The organism is Bryocella sp. (assembly GCF_058498515.1).
Genome location: NZ_JBMHYI010000066.1, coordinates 160,566 through 177,804 on the forward strand (window position 1 = coordinate 160,566; position 17,239 = coordinate 177,804).

Sequence of the window (17,239 nt, forward strand, 5' to 3'; positions counted from 1 at the left end):
GCTAAAAGCTAACGGCTTGCAACAACAGCTGCGCGCGGAACAAAGCGAGTACCGCAGCCTAACAACCGAAGGGCCCGAGGCAACGTTCGCGGGCACGGAAAAGAGAAGTTGAGATGGCAAGCATTCAGGTGGTCAATCTCGAGGGCGGAAAGGTCGGCGAGCTGGAGCTCGACGATTTGTTCTCGGGAGACATCAACGAGGCCCTGTTGTGGGAGGCTGTAAAGCACTATCGTGCTTCGCTCCGCCAGGGTACGCACGCGACGAAGAATCGTAAAGCGGTCAGCGGCGCAGGTAAGAAGCTTTGGAAGCAGAAGGGTACGGGCCGCGCCCGTGTCGGCTCCATCCGCACCCCGCTCTGGCGTGGTGGTGGTACGGTCCACGGACCTCAGCCGCGCAGCTACGAGTACCAGTTCCCGAAGAAGAAGCTCTTCGGCGCGCTGCGCTCGGCGATCGCGTCCAAGCTGGCCGATGGCAAGCTCACCATCGTGGAGAACTTCCTCCTGTCCGAGGCCAAAACCAAGCTCTTCCGCAACGCGCTGAACAAGCTCGATGCCAAGAAGACCACCCTGCTGGTCGAGTCGACCCAGCAGCTCGAAGAGAAGCTCTACCTTGGCTCGCGCAACCTGGCGGGTGTGGAGCTGGTCCTCTCGAGCGAGGTGCATCCCTACGACCTGCTCCGCTACGAGCGCGCCATCTTCTCGAAGGCTGCGTTTGAAGCTCTGCAGGAGACGCTGAAGAAGAACGTTTCGAAGAGAGCTCACAAGGAGGTCGCGTAACTCATGTCGACCCTATATAAAGTCATCCGCCGCCCGCTGATCACCGAGAAGGCGCTCACGACTCGCGAGACCGAAAGCTCGCTGGTATTCGAAGTAGCTTCGACCGCGACGAAGACCGAGGTTAAGCAGGCCGTCGAGCAGCTCTTCAATGTCAAGGTTGCCAGCGTCCGCACTGCGCTGGTGCTGGGCAAGGAGCGCCGCCGTGGCAAGTTTGCCGGCTTCCTTCCCGACTGGAAGAAAGCTTATGTCCGCCTGAAGGCCGGGGAAAAGGTTCCCGACTTCGCCGCAGAGATTTAGTTGTACGTTCTGCGTTGTACGTTCTACGCGGCCTTGGCCAGTCGAACGTACAACGTGGAACTTAGAACGTACAACGTAGTTCGAATCACCTATCGCGCAGGTCTGACGGCCGCGCGGAGAAGAGAGATAAGGCACTATGCCGATCAAATCATTCCGTCCGATTACCCCGACCCTTCGCTTCCAGACGAAGCTGGTCAACGACGACATCACCACCGACAAGCCGCATAAGCCGTTGCTCGCGGTCAAGCCGCGCACCGGTGGCCGCAACAACATGGGCAAGCTGTCCATTCGCCACCAGGGCGGCGGACACAAGCAGAAGCTGCGCCTCATCGACTTCAAGCGCGACAAGTACGGCATCCCCGGCACCGTCGCGACGATCGAGTACGACCCGAACCGCAGCTCGCGCATCGCGCTCATCCACTACGCGGACGGCGAGAAGCGCTACATGATCCAGCCTGTCGGTCTCAAGGTTGGCCAGAAGGTGATGAGCGGTCCCGAGGCCGACATCCTCGTCGGCAACGCCCTCCCGCTGCGCAACATCCCCGTCGGTACCACGGTGCACAACATCGAGCTGCGTCCTGGCAAGGGCGCGCAGATGGCCCGCTCCGCTGGTGCGCAGGTCAACCTGATCGCGAAGGAAGGCGACTACGCCCTCCTGAAGCTGCCTTCGGGCGAGACCCGCAAGGTGCTCATCGACTGCATGGCGACCATCGGCCAGGTAGGCAACACCGACCACGAGAACGTGACCATCGGCAAGGCGGGCCGCAACCGCTGGAAGGGTATCCGCCCGGCCAACCGCGGTGTCTCGATGAACCCGGTCGATCACCCGCACGGTGGTGGTGAAGGTAAGACCTCGGGTGGCCGTCACCCGGTGACCCCATGGGGTCAGCCGACGCGCGGCTACAAGACGCGCAACAACAAGCGCACCGACGTCTTTATCGTTCAACGCCGCAATAAGGGCAAGTAAGAACGAAGCTGTTAGCCGCTAGCTCTTAGCTGTTAGAAGAAGCGAAGAGCAGCGGCTGGCGGCGACATCAAGGGCTAGTAGCTAAGAGCTAATGGCTAAGAGCTAATCGCCACCCGGAGGAGCGTCAGGACATCGGCGCCAAAAGGGCGAGACCAAGTCGCAGCACTCCTCCTGCGATTCGTAGCATCGAGCACCAAGGAGTTCCAATGTCACGCTCCACGAAGAAGGGCCCGTTCATCGACGAGCACCTGATGAGCAAGATCAATGTGATGAACCAGGCTGGTGACAAGAAGGTCATCCGCACCTGGTCGCGTCGCTCGACCATTCACCCGGACATGGTCGGCCACACCATCGCTGTGCACAACGGCCGCAAGTTCATCCCGGTGTACTGCACGGAGAACATGGTCGGCCACAAGCTCGGCGAGTTTTCCGCGACGCGCACGTTCAAGGGCCACACCGCCAAGGGCGGGGATACGGCGAAGGCCAAGTAGTTTCGGCCAACAGGATCAGGGTCAACAAGATCAGGCCGAAGCTGCCAGCCGCAAGGCTCCTGGCTTCCAGCCGTAAGGGATAAGAAGATGGCAAAGACGACAACAACTGCTGCACCTGAGTTCCGCGCCGAGGCTCGGAACCAGCGCGTCAGCCCGCAGAAGGCCAAGCTGGTGCTTGACCTCATCAAGGGCCTCCGCGTGGAAGCTGCGATCAATACGGTCGCGTTCACCAACAAGCGCATCGCCCCCGTGGTCGAGAAGGTGATCCGCTCGGCCGTGGCGAACGCCCAGTACCTCTCCGACGAGCGCGGTCTCGACGTCGACGTCGACAACCTGTTCGTGAAGACCGCGGTGGCCAATGAAGGTCCGCGCATGAAGCGTATCCGCCCTGCCCCAATGGGCCGTGCGTATCGCTACCAGCGCCGCATCGCGCACATCATCATCACGGTGGCCGAGAAGAAGGCTGCCGAGGTGGCAACCGCTTCGGCTGACGCCGCAGCGGCCCCGAAGAAGACCGCCGGCAAGAAGGCGGCCAAGAAGTCCACTGCCAAGAAGGCCGCGAAGAAGTCCGCGAGCAAGAAGGCAGTAGCGAAGTAACCGTACGACGTTCTCCGTGTTCCGTTGTCCGCCCTGAGCCCTATTCCTGGACGGGCAACGGAGACGAACCACGGGGGAGATGATTGCAGTCCTGGTGAGTCCTCGACACGCGGCAGAATACAGTCCGCGGCCGGAGACAAAATCCGTGTAGCTAGGCCTCGCCGGCTCAACCGGCGGAGGCGAGAAAAGAAGGAAATATGGGACAGAAAGTCCATCCGTATGGATTCCGCCTCGGCGTCAACAAGCCGTGGAAGTCGCGCTGGTTCACCGAGCGCGGCTTTGACAAGCTCCTCGTCGAGGACGTCAAGCTCAAGGCTGAGCTTCGCGACAAGCTGAAGGCCGCCGGTGTCTCGTCCGTTGAGGTCGAGCGTCCGGGCAACAAGCTCCGCCTGATCATCCGCACCGCGCGTCCGGGCATCATCATCGGCCGCAAGGGCGCCGAGATCGACAAGCTCAAGGCTGACATCCAGAAGCGCACCAGCCGCGAGGTGTTCATCGACATCCTCGAGGTCAACAAGCCTGAGCTCGACGCGCAGCTCGTGTCCGAGAACATCGCCCTCCAGCTGGAGAAGCGTGTCTCTTTCCGCCGCGCGATGCGCAAGTCGGTCGATTCGGCCCTGCGCTTCGGCTGCAAGGGCATCAAGGTTCGCGTCTCGGGCCGTCTCAACGGCAACGAGATCGCGCGCTCGGAGTGGTACCTGCAGGGCCGTCTGCCGCTGCACACCCTTCGCGCCGACATCGACTACGGCTTCTCCGAAGCCAAGACGACCTTCGGCGTCATCGGCGTCAAGACCTGGATCTACCGTGGCGACATCTACGAGCAGAAAAAGCGCCGCGACAACGTTACGACCACCGGAGCTTTCTAAGCTCCCTTAGTCAGGACCCAGGGTATAGGGCTTAAGGGGCCAAGAAGGCTGCGGCTTTCTGGACCCTGAGCCCTGGAACCTGAACCCTACGAAATTCGCGCCCCGCGCGGATTTCTGCTACACTAATTTGGTTTGGCCCTGAGTCTGCCCCGTGCCTTACGGCGAGTGGCAGAGACCTCGGTCGAGCTTATAGATGAGCCGAACGACTGAGGCTTATCTCCTGCGCCAGTCCCGTTTCTGGGCCGATGCCGGCAAGCTCCAAGGGTTTCACCGTGCAACAGTCCCGGCAACGGGTCTATCGAGACGTGCGAGTTTCAACGCGTCTCTTCGCTGGATCGATCACGCTCTGCGTGCCGATCTTCCGGGCCTGCTCCATGAGAGCTGCCTGGCAATACCCCTCGAAGCTGCAAGGCCTTCGAGGAAACGATAAGGATTGAACAATGCTTCTGCCCAAGAAGGTCAAGTACCGCAAGCAACAGCGCGGCCGCATGTGCGGCAAGGCGTGGCGCGGTTCGGATATCTCGTTTGGTGATTACGGCTTGAAGGTTCTCGAGTGCGGCTACATTACAGACCGCCAGATCGAGGCTTCGCGTATCGCGATGACCCGCTTCATCAAGCGTGGTGGCAAGGTCTGGCTGCGTCTGTTCCCGGACAAGCCCATCACCAAGAAGCCTGCCGAAACCCGTATGGGTAAGGGCAAGGGCGCTCCTGATCACTGGGTAGCGGTCGTTCGCCCCGGCAAGATTTTGTTCGAGATGGAAGGCGTTCCGGTGGACATCGCGAAGGAAGCGATGCGCCTGGCCGCTCACAAGCTTGGTCTCAGGACCGCCTTTGTCGTTCGCCCGGGCTTCACGCCTGAGGCTGCCGCCAAGTAAAGATTTCGGCTTCGGCCGGAGAGGGAAGCCTCTTCGGCTGAAGCTATTGCAAGACAGGATGCACCAAATTTCCTGAGTAGAAAAGCACTGCCGTTCAGGCGGAAGGAAAAAGAAATGGAATTGGACAAGATCCGTAGTCTCAGCGACGAGGACCTGAAGGCCGAGGAAAAGAAAACGGCCGAGCAGCTCTTCCGTATTCGCTTCTCGAAGTCCCTGGGCAAGACGGAAGGCATCAAGAACATCCGTTCGCTCAAGGTGGACATTGCGCGCTTCAAGACCATCGCACGCGAGCGCGTGCTGGCTGCCGCCAAGGGAGGCAAGTAACAATGGCTGAGACAACACAGGTACCGCAGCAGGAAGCCGCACGCCGCAACGAGAAGGTCGGCAACGTGGTTTCGACCAAGATGCAGAAGACGATCGTGGTCGAGATCGAGATGCGCAAGGCCCACCCCAAGTACAAGCGCGTGATGAAGTCGAACAAGAAGTTCTACGCGCACGACGAGCAGAACTCGGCTCGCGTGGGCGATGTGGTCCGCATCCGCGAGACCCGTCCCCTGTCGAAGCTGAAGCGTTGGAATCTCGAAGAGATCATCCGCCGCTCCTCGCTCTCCGCGATTGCAGACGAGAAGCCCCTTCGGGCCGAAGCGGCTGCCAAGTAAGTTTGGGCCGGCTTCTGCCGGCATACTGCGCGGGAAGCAGATCCTTCGCCCCGCCCAGGATGACAAGAAGGTAGTTGCGTAAGCGCAAGGAGATACATCCATGTCAGTTCAAATGCGCACCATGCTCGCCGTTGCCGATAACTCCGGCGCGCGCAAGCTGCAGGTGATCCTCCCGCTCGGCGGTGGGCTTGGCAAGAAGGCCGGTCTCGGCGATGTGGTTACCGCCGCGGTCAAGGAAGCTTCCCCGGATGGCACGGTCAAGAAGGGCAAGGTTGTGAAGGCAGTCATCGTTCGCCTGCACAAGGAATCCCGCCGTCGCGACGGCACCTACATCCGCTTCGATGAGAACGCGGCCGTAGTCGTGAATGATTCGATGGAGCCGGTCGGCACCCGCGTGTTCGGTCCCGTCGCCCGCGAGCTCCGCGAGAAGAAGTTCCTCAAGATCGTCTCGCTGGCGCCTGAGGTGATCTAACTGGCGAGTGAATAGTGAAGGAGTGAATAGTGAAGAAAACCTCACGACTCTGAGTTTCAATCTTTACCTCACTATTCACTAACCACTATTCACTGTATTTCAGCGGATTCCGGCTCCGCGCTCTTCACTGAGCATGTTCGCCGAGGCTGTTTGAAGGAGAAAGTTCGATGGCAAAGATCAAGCGCAACGACATGGTGGTCGTAATCGCCGGCAAGAACAAGGGCACGAAGACGCACCGCGTTCTCCGCGTGTACACCGACAAGCAGCGCGTGCTGGTGGAAGGCATCAACATCGTCACCAAGCACAAGAAGCCCACGCAGACCACGCAGGGCGGCATTGTGAAGCAGGAAGCCCCCATCCACATCTCGAATGTGATGGTGGTGGACTCCGAAGGCAAGCCGACCCGCATTGGCTTCTCGACCGAGGGTGGCAAGAAGACCCGCATCGCGCGTTCCAACGGCGCAAGCATCGCGGAGCCGAAGGCCAAGTAAGCTGCTAGCCGTTAGCTCTTAGCTTCTAGCGGGAGTTTGCGGCGAGCGGAAAGTTAGGACCTGGCGGTTGGCTAATAGCTAAGAGCTAGAAGCTAGCAGCTAAATTGAGCGCCTCACGAACCGGTACCCACCCCGACACCGTGAGAAAGAGAGACGAATCATGGCAGCACGTCTGAGAGAGAAGTTTCAAACCGAACTCAAGCAGTCGATCCAGAAGGAACTCGGCATCGAGAACCTGATGGCCGTTCCCAAGCTTGAGAAGATCGTCATCAACATGGGTATCGGCGAAGCCACGCAGAACGCGAAGATCATGGATCCGCTGACGGCCGACCTTGCCGCGATCGCCGGCCAGAAGCCGGTCGTCACCAAGGCGAAGAAGTCGATCGCTGCGTTCAAGCTCCGCGAGGGCATGCCCATCGGCGCAATGGTTACGCTGCGCGGCGACAAGATGTACGAGTTCCTTGATCGCCTGATCTCGGTGGCCCTGCCCCGTGTGCGTGACTTCCGCGGCGTGAGCTCGAAGAGCTTCGACGGCCGCGGCAACTACACGCTGGGTCTGCGCGACCAGCTGATCTTCCCGGAGATCGATTACTCCAAGGTCGACAAGACCAAGGGCATGAACGTCACGATCGTGACCACGGCGAAGGACGATAACGAAGCCCGCACACTGCTGCGTGCCTTCGGGATGCCCTTCCGCCAGGGTAACTAAGTCTTAGGTTTCGTGGCCCGCTTTGGGGGCCTGGAAAGCAGAGGCGTAAGCCTCAGAGGAAACAAATGGCAACTACTGCTAAGAAGGTCAAAGACGCACGCAAGCCGAAGTTCAAGTCGCGCCAGCACAACCGCTGCCAGCTCTGCGGTCGTCCGCGCGCGTACCTGCGCAAGTTTGGCTGCTGCCGTCTATGCTTCCGCGGCCTGGCGCTGAAGGGTGAAATCCCGGGCGTCGTCAAGTCGAGCTGGTAAGCAACAAAGGCTCTGCGCCGCAGAGACCTGTCCGCACAAGCGGGCGTGAGTCTGTGGCGAGCAACATGGTCCCGGCGTGCTTGATCGATTCAAGGGCGCCACAACCATCCTCGCTGGTTCTTCGCGCGTACCGCCCGAAGCGAACGGAGGATGAAAGGATAGACGATGAATCTGACCGATCCAGTCGCAGACTTTCTCACGCGCATCCGCAACGCGCAGGGCGCACGCCACCAGAAGCTCGATGTTCCCGCCTCGAAGCTGAAGGCGGAAATTGCCCGCATCCTCAAGGAAGAGGGCTACATCGCGAACTACAAGGCCGCCGAAGAAGACGGCCGCCGCGTGCTTCGTGTGTACCTCAAGTACGGCCCCAACAACGAGTCCGTCATCCGCGACCTCAAGCGCGTCTCCAAGCCCGGCTGCCGTGTCTACATCGGCCGTGACGAGATCAAGCGCGTCCAGGGTGGCCTCGGCATCAGCATCATGACCACCCCCAAGGGCGTCATGACCGGCCGCCAGGCCCGCCGCGAAAACGTCGGCGGCGAGATCCTCTGCGAAGTTTGGTAGTGAACGAATTAGAGCCCAGGGATTTGAGATTCAAGTCCCTGGGCCCGGCAAGAACGGCAGGTCACGGCTTCGGCCGTGACATTTGCCGGCAAAGTTTCAAGGGGCTTTAGCCCCTGAGGTAAGGCGGGCAACCGTCGGCTGCAGTGGAACGGAGCCCTTGGCTAAAAGCTAAGAGCTAGTAGCTAGAAGCTAGCTTCCCCGCGACTCGCAAGCCACCAAAGGATTGAATCATGTCACGTATCGGCAAGAAGCCCATCACGCTGCCCAAGGGTGTCAAGTACACCGTGCAGACGAACCTCGTCGTGGTCGAAGGCCCCAAGGGCAAGACCTCGGCGATCCTGCCCACCGGCATCTCGCTGGTGGAAAAGGACGGCATTCTGCACGTGGAGCGCGAGAGCGATAAGCAGGCAGCGCTGCATGGCTTGGCCCGTTCGCTCGTCTTCAACGCGGTCGAGGGTGTAACCAACGGTTGGAAGAAGGAACTCGACGTAGTCGGTATCGGTTACCGCGTGGAGCTCAAGGGTAAGGACATGGTCGTGTTCACGCTCGGCTACTCCCACCCCATCGAGTTCCCGCTCCCCACCGGCATCGAGGTCGCCATCGACCCCAAGCAGACGCATGTCACGGTCTCCGGCATCGATCGCCAGAAGGTCGGCCAGGTCGCGGCGGATATGCGCTCGCTGCGCAAGCCGGACCCGTACAAGAACAAGGGTGTTCGCTATTCCGACGAGAAGCTGAAGAAGAAGGTCGGAAAGACCGGCGCCAAGTAAGCAAGGCGAGTGAATAGTGAGGAAGTGAATAGTGAACAAGACAACGGCGTCTTTCTTCACTATTCACTAGCCACTATTCACTCCAACCCGAACGTCGTTGAAGGTCAGCGACGCCATTAGGAAAGGAAACCCATCATGATCGCTCTGCCGCAACGCAATGCAATCCGCCAGCGAGTTCACTCCCGCATCCGTTCCAAGATGACGGGCACAGCTGAGCGTCCGCGTCTCAATGTCTACCGCTCGCTCAACCACATCTACACCCAGCTGATCGACGACGCGAACGGCAAGACCATCGCTTCGGCTTCCACCGTCCAGAAGAAGGGCGAAGAGAAGAAGGCCGGCGGCAACGTCGAGGCTGCCAAGGCAGTCGGCAAGCTCATCGCTGAGCGTGGCCTGGCTGCTGGTGTGAAGAAGGTCGTATTCGACCGCGGTGGCTACCTGTATCACGGTCGCATTAAGGCCCTGGCCGATGCCGCTCGTGAGGCTGGCCTCGAGTTCTAAACAGTTTCCAAGAGGGCTCAAGCCCCGCAACGCAGCCCGACGAGGCTGCAGCTCCGGACCGGTGTGCCGGGGACAAATAAAGAAAAGGAAGAGTGCCTCATGGTAATCAAGAAGAGAATTGATGCGAATCGCCTGAACCTGAAGGATGAGGTTGTAGCGATCAACCGCGTGACGAAGGTCGTCAAGGGCGGCAAGAACATGAGCTTCGCGGCACTGGTCATCGTTGGTGATCCGGCCGAGGGCGTTGTGGGCTACGGCTCGGGTAAGGCGAAGGAAGTTCCGCAGGCGATCCGAAAGGGCATCGAGTCGGCCAAGAAGAACCTGATCAAGGTGAATCTGACCAGCTACACGATCCCCCACGACACCATCGGCCGCTTCGGTTCTGGTCAGGTCCTGCTGAAGCCGGCGCCGGAAGGTACCGGTGTGATCGCCGGCAAGACGGTCCGTGCAGTCATGACGGCCGCCGGCGTGCAGAACGTGCTGACGAAGTCCCTCGGTTCCGCCAACCCGCATAACGTGGTGAAGGCGACCTTCGTGGCCCTCTCGCAGCTGCGTGACAAGGCCGATGTCGCCGCGCTTCGCGGCAAGTCGGTCGACGAACTCTAAGGAACGGCCCCGGGGCGATCAACCCCGGGCCTTATATCGGAGAAGAACAATGGCAGCCGAAAAAATGATGAAGCTTCAATACTTCCGCTCGAAGATCTGCACCCCGGTCAAGCACAAGCTCGTGATCAAGGGCCTGGGCTTCACGCGGCTCAACCAGATTGTGGAGCGCGAAGACACCCCGTCGATCCGCGGCATGGTGGCAAAGGTTCCCCACCTGGTTCGCGTCGTCGAGTAGAGAGGCAGCTCTTAGCTATTAGCTCCTAGCTTCTAGCCCGAAGACGCAAAGCCGAAGAGCCCGTCGAAGAGACGGCCAACATGCGAGTCGAGGATGCAAGACATAGCCGAACTCTAGCGAAGAGCTAGAAGCTAACGGCTAAGAGCTAGCTTCCCGGCGTTAGCGAGGAAGAACATGGCACTGAATCTCAGCAATCTGAATGCGCCCAAGAAGGCGAATGAAAACAAGAAGCGTGTCGGCCGCGGTATGGGTTCGGGCATGGGTAAGACCTCGACCCGCGGCCACAAGGGCCAGGGTTCGCGTTCGGGCTCCAGCCTGATGCGCGGCTTCGAGGGCGGCCAGATGCCGCTGCACCGCCGTATGCCGAAGCGCGGCTTCACCAACATCTTCCGCGTTGAGTACGAGTTGCTCTCGCTGGACACCATCGCCGCACTGGGCGTGACGGAGCTGACCCTCGACAAGATCATCGAGCTCGGCCTCTCCAAGAAGCGCAATGGCCTGGTGAAGATCCTCGCCAACGGCGAGATCACCACTGCGGTCACCGTGCACGCGCACAAGTTCTCCAAGGCTGCGCAGAAGGCCATCGAGGCGGCCGGCGGTAAGGCCGTCGTGATCGGCTCCGAAACCGCTGCTGCCTAAGCAATCCGGCCGGAGCCTGCGGGCTCCGGCCATTTTGCCTCTGTGGCCTGCTGGCCGGGCGCACCGCAGGCGTTGCGCCCCCTTCCGGACAGGCCCAAAACGCGTACAATCGAAGCCATACTCGCTCTGAAGGCCAGATTCATCGATGCTCGAGAGACTCAGCAACATCTTCCGTATTCCCGACCTGCGCAACCGCATCGGCTTCACGCTGCTGCTGCTCGCCGTGTACCGTCTCGGGGCGCACATCCCGACTCCCGGCATTGACGCAAACAAGCTCGCGGACTTCTTCAACTCGAACGCTGGCTCGACCCTTGGCCTCTTCGATCTCTTCAACGGCGGCAACCTGCGCCGGCTGACGATCTTCGCGCTGGGCATCATGCCGTACATCACGGCGTCGATCATCTTCCAGCTGCTGACGGTCATCTATGAGCCGCTGGCAAAGCTGCAGAAGGAAGGCGAGCTTGGCCGCCGCAAGATCACCCAGTGGACGCGCTACGTCACCGTGCTGCTCGCGATCGTGCAGAGCCTGTTCATCGGCATCTCGCTGACGTCGACCGCCTCCGGCGGCATGACGACGCTGCCCAAGGCGGAGTTCCTCCCGCTCTGCGTCATCACGCTGACCGCAGGCACGGCATTCATCATGTGGCTGGGCGAGCAGATCACCGAGCGCGGCATCGGCAACGGTATGTCGCTCCTCATCTTCACCGGTATCGTGGTGGGTCTGCCCCGCGCCATCGGCGACCTGTACGACAAGACGCGCACCAGCCAGTGGGGCCCCTTCACTCCGATGGCAATCGCGGCGCTGCTGGCCATGATGGTCGGCGTGGTCGCCTTCATCGTCTTCGTCGAGCGCTCCGAGCGCCGCATCCCCACGCAGAGCGCCAAGCGCATGGTCGGCCGCACCCTTTCGCAGGGCTCGAGTTCGTTCCTCCCGCTGAAGGTGAACTCCGGCGGCGTCATGCCCGTCATCTTCGCTGCGTCGATCCTCTCGGCGCCGCTGCTGCTGCAGAACGTCAGCATGTTCGGTTCGGGACCGCTGCGTGACAACAAGTGGCTTGGACCGGTCTTCCGTGCTCTGGCTCCCGCTGAGCCCTGGTATGTGCTCCTGTACATGGTGGCGATCATCTTCTTCGCCTACTTCTACATCTCGATCATCTTCCGTCCCGATGACATCGCCGACAACATGCGCAAGTATGGCAGCTTCATCCCGGGAATTCGCCCCGGCAAGCGCACGTCGGACTTCATCAACGATGTGCTCACGCGCATCACGTTGGTCGGAGCGCTGTACCTGATCCTGATCTCGATCATTCCGATGTTCCTGATCTCGGGAATTCACTTCAACCACTTGCCGCTGATTGGCAGCTTCTTCGATCAGCTGCCGCCTTGGATGACCAACGGCCTTGGCCTCAACTTCTACTTCGGCGGCACCTCGCTGCTGATCGTAGTCGGCGTAGCCATGGACACGGTGCAGCAGATCGAAGCGCAGCTGATCATGCGCCACTACGATGGCTTCACACCGAAGTCGGGTCGCATTCGCGGTCGCCGCAGCTGGTAAGGAACCACGGGTCAGGGCCACGGGCCGGGGTTCAGAAGGCTTCGTTTTCTGAACTCTGACCTCAAGCCCTGGCCTCACTTTTTTGAACGGATTTTTGGATTGTCTGACGCATCGACCAATACGGCCAACACGAGCGAGTTCGTTCCCGGCCCCATGCTTCTGCTGGGCGCGCCGGGTGTGGGGAAGGGAACGCAGGCCAAGCGGCTCATGGAGCGCTTCGCCATCCCTCAGATTTCTACCGGCGACCTGCTCCGGCAGAACCGCACCGACCGCACCCCGCTGGGCATGATGGCGGAAGATCTGATGAACCGCGGCGAACTCGTCCCCGATGACCTCGTCAACGAGATGGTCGCCCAGCGCTTCAAGCAGCCGGACACCGCGCGCGGCTACATCCTCGATGGCTTCCCCCGCACGCTCGGTCAGGCGCAGTGGCTGGATGGCATGCTCGCCTCCTCCAAGCTCCCTGTCGTCGCCATTAACATCGTGGTGCCCCAGAAGGTGCTGCTGGAGCGCATCACCGGCCGCCTGAGCTGCCCGGTGTGCGGCACAATCTACAACATCTACTTCAATCCCCCGAAGAACGACCGCGTGTGCGATCGCGAGGGCGCGAAGCTCGAGCAGCGCGCCGACGACAGCGAGCCGGTCTTCTACGAGCGCATGAAAGCGTTCGAGTCCAAGACGGCGGCTGTGATTGAGTACTATCGCCACCACGGAGGCCGCTTCGCTGAAGTCGACGGCGACCGCAATGTCGATACGGTGACCGAAGGAATCCTCGCTGCACTGCTCGCAATGCGGCAGCAGACGGTGAGCTAGAAAGGCAAGATTCGAGATGCAAGATGCGAAAGAAGCGGCTCCCTGGCGGGCAGGCTCGTTTCGCATCTCAAATCTCGCATCTCGTATCTGAGTATTATGGCAATCATCATCAAGACATCCGCGGAGATTGAGAAGATGCGCACGTCGGGCATCGCTCTGCGCAAAGTGCATGACGCGGTGAAGGCCGCGGTGCGCGTCGGCGCGACCACGATGGACCTCGAGCGCGCGGCGGTAGCGAAGGTCGAAGAGCTCGGCTGCAAGCCGGCCTTTAAGGGCTATCACGGCTATCCTGCGGTGCTCTGCACCTCGGTCAACAACGAAGTCATCCACGGCATTCCTCACGATCGCGGCGCACTCAAGGAAGGCGACATCGTCTCTGTGGATTGCGGCGTGATCGTCGATGGCTACTACTCCGACGCCGCTGTGACGCATCGTGTGGGCAAGGTGAGCGATGCGGTCGACAAGCTGCTGAAGGTCACCGAAGCCTCACTCTATGCGGCCATCGATCAAGCCGTTCCCGGTGGCCGGCTCTTCGACATCTCGCACGCGGTGCAGGCCATGTGCGAGGCCGAAGGCTACGGCGTGGTGCGCGAGTTCGTAGGCCACGGCATCGGCAAGAACATGCATGAGGATCCGCAGCTCCCGAACTACGGCAACCCCGGCAAAGGTCCGCGTCTGAAACCCGGCATGGTCCTCGCAATCGAACCCATGATCAACATGGGCGGCCCCGAGGTGAAGGTGCTGGAAGATGGTTGGACTGCCGTGACCTTGGATGGCAGCTTCAGTGCACACTTCGAGCACACGGTGGCCATCACGAAAGATGGCCCGCGCATCCTGACCGACTAATCCGCGAAGACTTTGAAGCAAGCAAGAGGGCGTCCCATGCGGACGCCCTCTTTGCGTTTGCCTCGCTGGGGACTATGGATGCTCAGCCAGGAACTTGCCGATCTCGCTGTACTCGTCTTCGCTGAGCCTGAAGGTCGCGGCGGGCAGAATCTCTTCCACCTGCGCCGCGCTGCGGCCTCCAACGATAGCTGACGTGATCGCCGGATTGTGCAGCGTCCACGCGATAGCAACAACTCCAGCCACAACGCTATGCCGCGCGCCGATCTCCTTGAGCAGATCCGCGAGAGCGAGGTTCCGCGAGAGAGCCGGCTCCTGGTACGACTTCGAGTTACGCCGGAAGTCGTTCTCCGGGAAGTTCGCAACACGCTCCTTCGACATCTTGCCCGTCAGCAACCCCGAGTGCATGGGAGCGTAGTTGATGACGCCGATGCCATGTTCTTTGCAGAAGAGCAGGTTCTCCGCCTCGTAGTTGCGATTGATCATCGAGTAGGGCGGCTGGTGTGACGTGACAGGAGCAATCTTCATCGCCCGCTCCAGCTGCGCAACGGAGAAGTTTGACGCGCCAATCCAGCGCACCTTGCCTTCCTTTTGCAGCGCCGCCATCGTAGCCCAGCCTTCCTCGAGTTCCTCGTCAGGCACAGGCCAGTGCACCTGATAGAGATCAATGGCATCCAGCTTGAGACGCTGCAGGCTGGCCTCGCACTCCTGCCGAATCTTCTTCAGCGTCTGAACGATCTTGCGGTCTTCGCCCCACGTCATGGCGCACTTGGTAAAGACATAGGGCTTGCTGCTGACGCCTTCAAGCGCACGAGCAACCACTTCTTCCGAGTGCCCGAGGCCATACACCGCGGCAGTGTCGATCCAGTTGATGCCCGCGTCGATGGCGCGGCGGATCGCCGCGATGGAGTCGTTGTCATCCTGCGGTCCCCAGCCGTACTGCCAGTCGCCGCCGCCAATCGCCCACGCGCCAAAGCCAATCGACGTGAGCTGCATATCCGAGTTGCCAAGCTGTTTCGTGCTTCCGAGTGTCGTGCTCATACAGCTTAGGATGCTACAACTCAGCCCTTCAGTGCATGAACCCGCAAGCAATGGCGTGCGGCGCGAGCATTGGCGCGCGGTGCTAGTGTCCCGCCAGCTGCTCGGGATCGGGCTTCGCTGCTTTGGCCGGCAGCCGCATGATCCACACCAGCGGCGAGAGAATAAAGACCGTCAGGGCCAGGATAAAGAACGCGCTGCGATAGGCCAGCATGCCGGCCTGGCGCTGAACCTCCCCATAGATCTGCGCCATCGCAAGACCACGAGCCGCGTTGACGTTCGTGTTGGTAGCCGCAGCGAACTCCGAAACGCGATGCGTAACCGCATAAGACCCCGGCGTGAGGTTCGCAACCAGCGCCGTCTGGTGCACCTGCTGCGACCGCGCGAGGAAGGTGGTCAGCAGCGCCGTGCCGGCCGAGCCACCGATATTGCGCGCGAAGTTGGAGAGCGCCGAGATCTGGTTGGATTTCTCGCGAGGCACGCCCACATAGTTCAGCGTACTGATGGGGATAAAGATGAACGGCAGCCCCACCACCTGCAGCATCCGCCACCACGTCGCCGTGCCGAAGCTTGTATAGAGGTCGAGGTGCGTAAGGTTATACAGGCCTGCCGCGACCGCGATGTACCCCAGCATCACCGTCAGGCGCGGATCGCCGATCTTGCCCAGCGTTCTACCGGCCACGCCCATCATCACCATCATCACCAGGCCTGCCGGCGATAGCACCATGCCAGCGCGTTCGGCCGTATAGCCCAGTAGGGTCTGCAGGTACTGCGGCAGCAGCACCGTCGATCCGAACAGCACCATGCCCAGCACCAGTTGCAGGAACACGGCCGTGCCGAAGTTCCGGTTCTTGAGCAGCTTCAGATCGACGATCGGATCGGGATGTTGCCACTCCCAGAAGACAAAGATCACCAGCGTCACGACCGCAATCGTGAGAGTCGTGCGAATCTCCGCGGAGCCGAACCAGTCCTTCTCCTGGCCCTTGTCGAGCGTGAACTCCAGCAGGCCAACACCCGCAGCGACCAGGCCCAGACCCATGAAGTCCACCTTGTCCCTGCGCTTGGTGCGCGCCACGATCTCCGGTGGGTCTTCGACCATACGGTTGGACAGATAAAGTGACAGCAGGCCGAACGGTAGGTTGATGAAGAAGATCCAATGCCAGTTGTAGTTGTCCGTGATCCATCCGCCCAGCGTAGGGCCGATGGCCGGCGCGACGACTACCGCCATGCCGTACAGCGCGAAGGCCTGGCCCCGTTTCTCAACCGAGAACGTATCGGCAAGAATGGCTTGTTCACTCGGCGCGAGTCCGCCGCCGCCGAGCCCCTGCAGCACGCGTGCAATGATCAGCGTGCCCAGTGTCGGCGCCATGCCGCACAGCAACGAGCACAGCGTGAAGATGACGACGCAGCTCATGTAAAAACGCTTGCGTCCGATCCGGTTGGAGAGCCAGCCGGAGATGGGCAGGATCACCGCGGAGCTCACCAGGTAGCTGGTCAGCACCCAGGTCGCTTCCTCCTGCGACGCGCCCACCGAGCCCGCAATGTGCGGCAGCGCGACGTTGGCAATGGAGGTGTCGAGCACCTCCATGAAGGTCGCAATGGTGACCGTGAGTGCGATGAGCCAGGGATTATGTTTCGGCTTCCATGGCGCCTGCATCGGGATGGCGGCTGTGCCCATATCAGTGTACTGATATAGTGTATCAGTACACTGATATGGGCGGACACGCGAAAGGCACGGGAAAAGCAGCAACGGCGCGAGAATTAACCCACGCCGTGCGTGATCTCCTGCTGGCCTACAAGGCCACGCTGGAAGATGCTGTGCGCCCACACGGGCTCACGCTCCCGCAGCTGCGCATGTTGCATGCCGTCTCCGAGCAGAACGAGCTGAGCGCCGCGGCGATTGCACGCCAGTGTCATGTGACTCCTCAGACCCTGCAGGCCATGCTCACGCGCGCGGTGAGGGAAGGATGGATCGTGCGCGGAACAACGCAGAAAAACCACCGCATCCTGACCGCATCGCTCACGCCGAAGGGGATCAGTCTGCTGGAGATCGGTCAGCAGGCCGCGCAGGAGATCGAGGCCCGGATGTGGAGCGCCATCCCTCGCAAGGAACTCAAAAACGTGATTGAGGTATTGCACCAGGGGGCTGCAGCGGTCGCGGGAGACTCCAGCCACTTGCCCCAGTGCTGACGTGCCATCTCGGTATGCCCACCGTAGTGCGCCG

25 protein-coding genes are annotated in these 17,239 nt (G+C 60.9%); 23 read left to right on the forward strand and 2 right to left on the reverse strand.

The features are described from left to right. The first annotated feature begins 113 nt into the window (after positions 1-113). The 22 genes from rplD (at position 114) to map (ending at position 13,980) form a co-directional block, all read left to right on the forward strand. A complete protein-coding gene (gene rplD / locus AC5E6W_RS19745) occupies positions 114-776 on the forward strand; it encodes a 50S ribosomal protein L4 (RefSeq protein WP_491754053.1) in 663 nt (220 codons plus the stop codon). 3 nt (positions 777-779) lie between these two features. Beyond that, positions 780-1,073, forward strand: a complete 294-nt coding sequence (locus AC5E6W_RS19750; protein WP_491754054.1) for a 50S ribosomal protein L23 — start codon at positions 780-782, stop codon at positions 1,071-1,073. Between the two features lie 136 nt (positions 1,074-1,209). Further along, a complete protein-coding gene (gene rplB, locus AC5E6W_RS19755; protein ID WP_491754055.1) occupies positions 1,210-2,040 on the forward strand; it encodes a 50S ribosomal protein L2 in 831 nt (276 codons plus the stop codon). A gap of 206 nt (positions 2,041-2,246) precedes the next feature. Beyond that, positions 2,247-2,531: a 30S ribosomal protein S19 gene (gene rpsS / locus AC5E6W_RS19760; protein WP_491754056.1), complete on the forward strand. Its 285-nt coding sequence runs from the start codon at positions 2,247-2,249 to the stop codon at positions 2,529-2,531. A gap of 87 nt (positions 2,532-2,618) precedes the next feature. Further along, a complete protein-coding gene (rplV, locus tag AC5E6W_RS19765; protein ID WP_491754057.1) occupies positions 2,619-3,128 on the forward strand; it encodes a 50S ribosomal protein L22 in 510 nt (169 codons plus the stop codon). Positions 3,129-3,325: 197 nt separating this feature from the next. Next, entirely contained in the window at positions 3,326-3,994 is a 669-nt protein-coding gene (rpsC, locus tag AC5E6W_RS19770) for a 30S ribosomal protein S3 (protein WP_491754058.1), read from the forward strand. Positions 3,995-4,434: 440 nt separating this feature from the next. After that, entirely contained in the window at positions 4,435-4,869 is a 435-nt protein-coding gene (rplP, locus tag AC5E6W_RS19775; RefSeq protein WP_491754059.1) for a 50S ribosomal protein L16, read from the forward strand. Positions 4,870-4,983: 114 nt separating this feature from the next. Then, on the forward strand, positions 4,984-5,193 hold the full coding sequence (rpmC, locus tag AC5E6W_RS19780; protein ID WP_491754060.1) for a 50S ribosomal protein L29: 210 nt from the start codon (positions 4,984-4,986) through the stop codon (positions 5,191-5,193). Positions 5,194-5,195: 2 nt separating this feature from the next. Further along, positions 5,196-5,528 carry a 30S ribosomal protein S17 gene (gene rpsQ / locus AC5E6W_RS19785; protein ID WP_491754061.1) on the forward strand — a complete coding sequence of 111 codons (333 nt, stop codon included), beginning with the start codon at positions 5,196-5,198 and terminating at the stop codon, positions 5,526-5,528. A 100-nt stretch (positions 5,529-5,628) separates the two neighbouring features. Continuing rightward, positions 5,629-6,000: a 50S ribosomal protein L14 gene (gene rplN / locus AC5E6W_RS19790; protein ID WP_491754062.1), complete on the forward strand. Its 372-nt coding sequence runs from the start codon at positions 5,629-5,631 to the stop codon at positions 5,998-6,000. Between the two features lie 167 nt (positions 6,001-6,167). After that, a complete protein-coding gene (rplX, locus tag AC5E6W_RS19795; protein WP_491754063.1) occupies positions 6,168-6,491 on the forward strand; it encodes a 50S ribosomal protein L24 in 324 nt (107 codons plus the stop codon). Between the two features lie 160 nt (positions 6,492-6,651). Further along, positions 6,652-7,200, forward strand: coding sequence for a 50S ribosomal protein L5 (rplE, locus tag AC5E6W_RS19800; protein WP_491754064.1), 549 nt, complete (start codon positions 6,652-6,654; stop codon positions 7,198-7,200). A gap of 65 nt (positions 7,201-7,265) precedes the next feature. Next, on the forward strand, positions 7,266-7,451 hold the full coding sequence (locus tag AC5E6W_RS19805; RefSeq protein WP_491754065.1) for a type Z 30S ribosomal protein S14: 186 nt from the start codon (positions 7,266-7,268) through the stop codon (positions 7,449-7,451). A gap of 165 nt (positions 7,452-7,616) precedes the next feature. Next, entirely contained in the window at positions 7,617-8,015 is a 399-nt protein-coding gene (gene rpsH, locus AC5E6W_RS19810; RefSeq protein WP_491754066.1) for a 30S ribosomal protein S8, read from the forward strand. A gap of 230 nt (positions 8,016-8,245) precedes the next feature. After that, entirely contained in the window at positions 8,246-8,785 is a 540-nt protein-coding gene (gene rplF, locus AC5E6W_RS19815; protein WP_491754067.1) for a 50S ribosomal protein L6, read from the forward strand. A gap of 135 nt (positions 8,786-8,920) precedes the next feature. Then, entirely contained in the window at positions 8,921-9,286 is a 366-nt protein-coding gene (rplR, locus tag AC5E6W_RS19820; protein WP_491754068.1) for a 50S ribosomal protein L18, read from the forward strand. Between the two features lie 99 nt (positions 9,287-9,385). Then, a complete protein-coding gene (gene rpsE, locus AC5E6W_RS19825) occupies positions 9,386-9,892 on the forward strand; it encodes a 30S ribosomal protein S5 (protein WP_491754069.1) in 507 nt (168 codons plus the stop codon). A gap of 49 nt (positions 9,893-9,941) precedes the next feature. After that, entirely contained in the window at positions 9,942-10,127 is a 186-nt protein-coding gene (gene rpmD, locus AC5E6W_RS19830; protein WP_491754070.1) for a 50S ribosomal protein L30, read from the forward strand. 174 nt (positions 10,128-10,301) lie between these two features. Further along, positions 10,302-10,766 (forward strand): 50S ribosomal protein L15, encoded by a 465-nt coding sequence (rplO, locus tag AC5E6W_RS19835; protein ID WP_491754071.1) that lies wholly within the window; start codon positions 10,302-10,304, stop codon positions 10,764-10,766. Between the two features lie 145 nt (positions 10,767-10,911). Next, a complete protein-coding gene (gene secY / locus AC5E6W_RS19840; RefSeq protein ID WP_491754072.1) occupies positions 10,912-12,321 on the forward strand; it encodes a preprotein translocase subunit SecY in 1,410 nt (469 codons plus the stop codon). A gap of 99 nt (positions 12,322-12,420) precedes the next feature. Next, positions 12,421-13,134 (forward strand): adenylate kinase, encoded by a 714-nt coding sequence (locus AC5E6W_RS19845; RefSeq protein ID WP_491754073.1) that lies wholly within the window; start codon positions 12,421-12,423, stop codon positions 13,132-13,134. A 96-nt stretch (positions 13,135-13,230) separates the two neighbouring features. Continuing rightward, entirely contained in the window at positions 13,231-13,980 is a 750-nt protein-coding gene (map, locus tag AC5E6W_RS19850; RefSeq protein WP_491754074.1) for a type I methionyl aminopeptidase, read from the forward strand. A gap of 72 nt (positions 13,981-14,052) precedes the next feature. Here the strand turns inward: map and AC5E6W_RS19855 are convergent, their stop codons facing one another. Together AC5E6W_RS19855 and AC5E6W_RS19860 are read right to left on the reverse strand one after the other, a co-directional pair. Next, positions 14,053-15,018: an aldo/keto reductase gene (locus tag AC5E6W_RS19855; protein ID WP_491754075.1), complete on the reverse strand. Its 966-nt coding sequence runs from the start codon at positions 15,016-15,018 to the stop codon at positions 14,053-14,055. 82 nt (positions 15,019-15,100) lie between these two features. Continuing rightward, positions 15,101-16,693: a DHA2 family efflux MFS transporter permease subunit gene (locus tag AC5E6W_RS19860; protein ID WP_491754076.1), complete on the reverse strand. Its 1,593-nt coding sequence runs from the start codon at positions 16,691-16,693 to the stop codon at positions 15,101-15,103. 95 nt (positions 16,694-16,788) lie between these two features. Between AC5E6W_RS19860 and AC5E6W_RS19865 the strand changes: the two genes are divergently transcribed. After that, the gene (locus AC5E6W_RS19865; protein ID WP_491754077.1) at positions 16,789-17,205 is read left to right on the forward strand and encodes a MarR family winged helix-turn-helix transcriptional regulator; all 417 of its coding nucleotides are present in this window, start codon (positions 16,789-16,791) and stop codon (positions 17,203-17,205) included. The last annotated feature ends 34 nt before the right edge of the window (positions 17,206-17,239 follow it).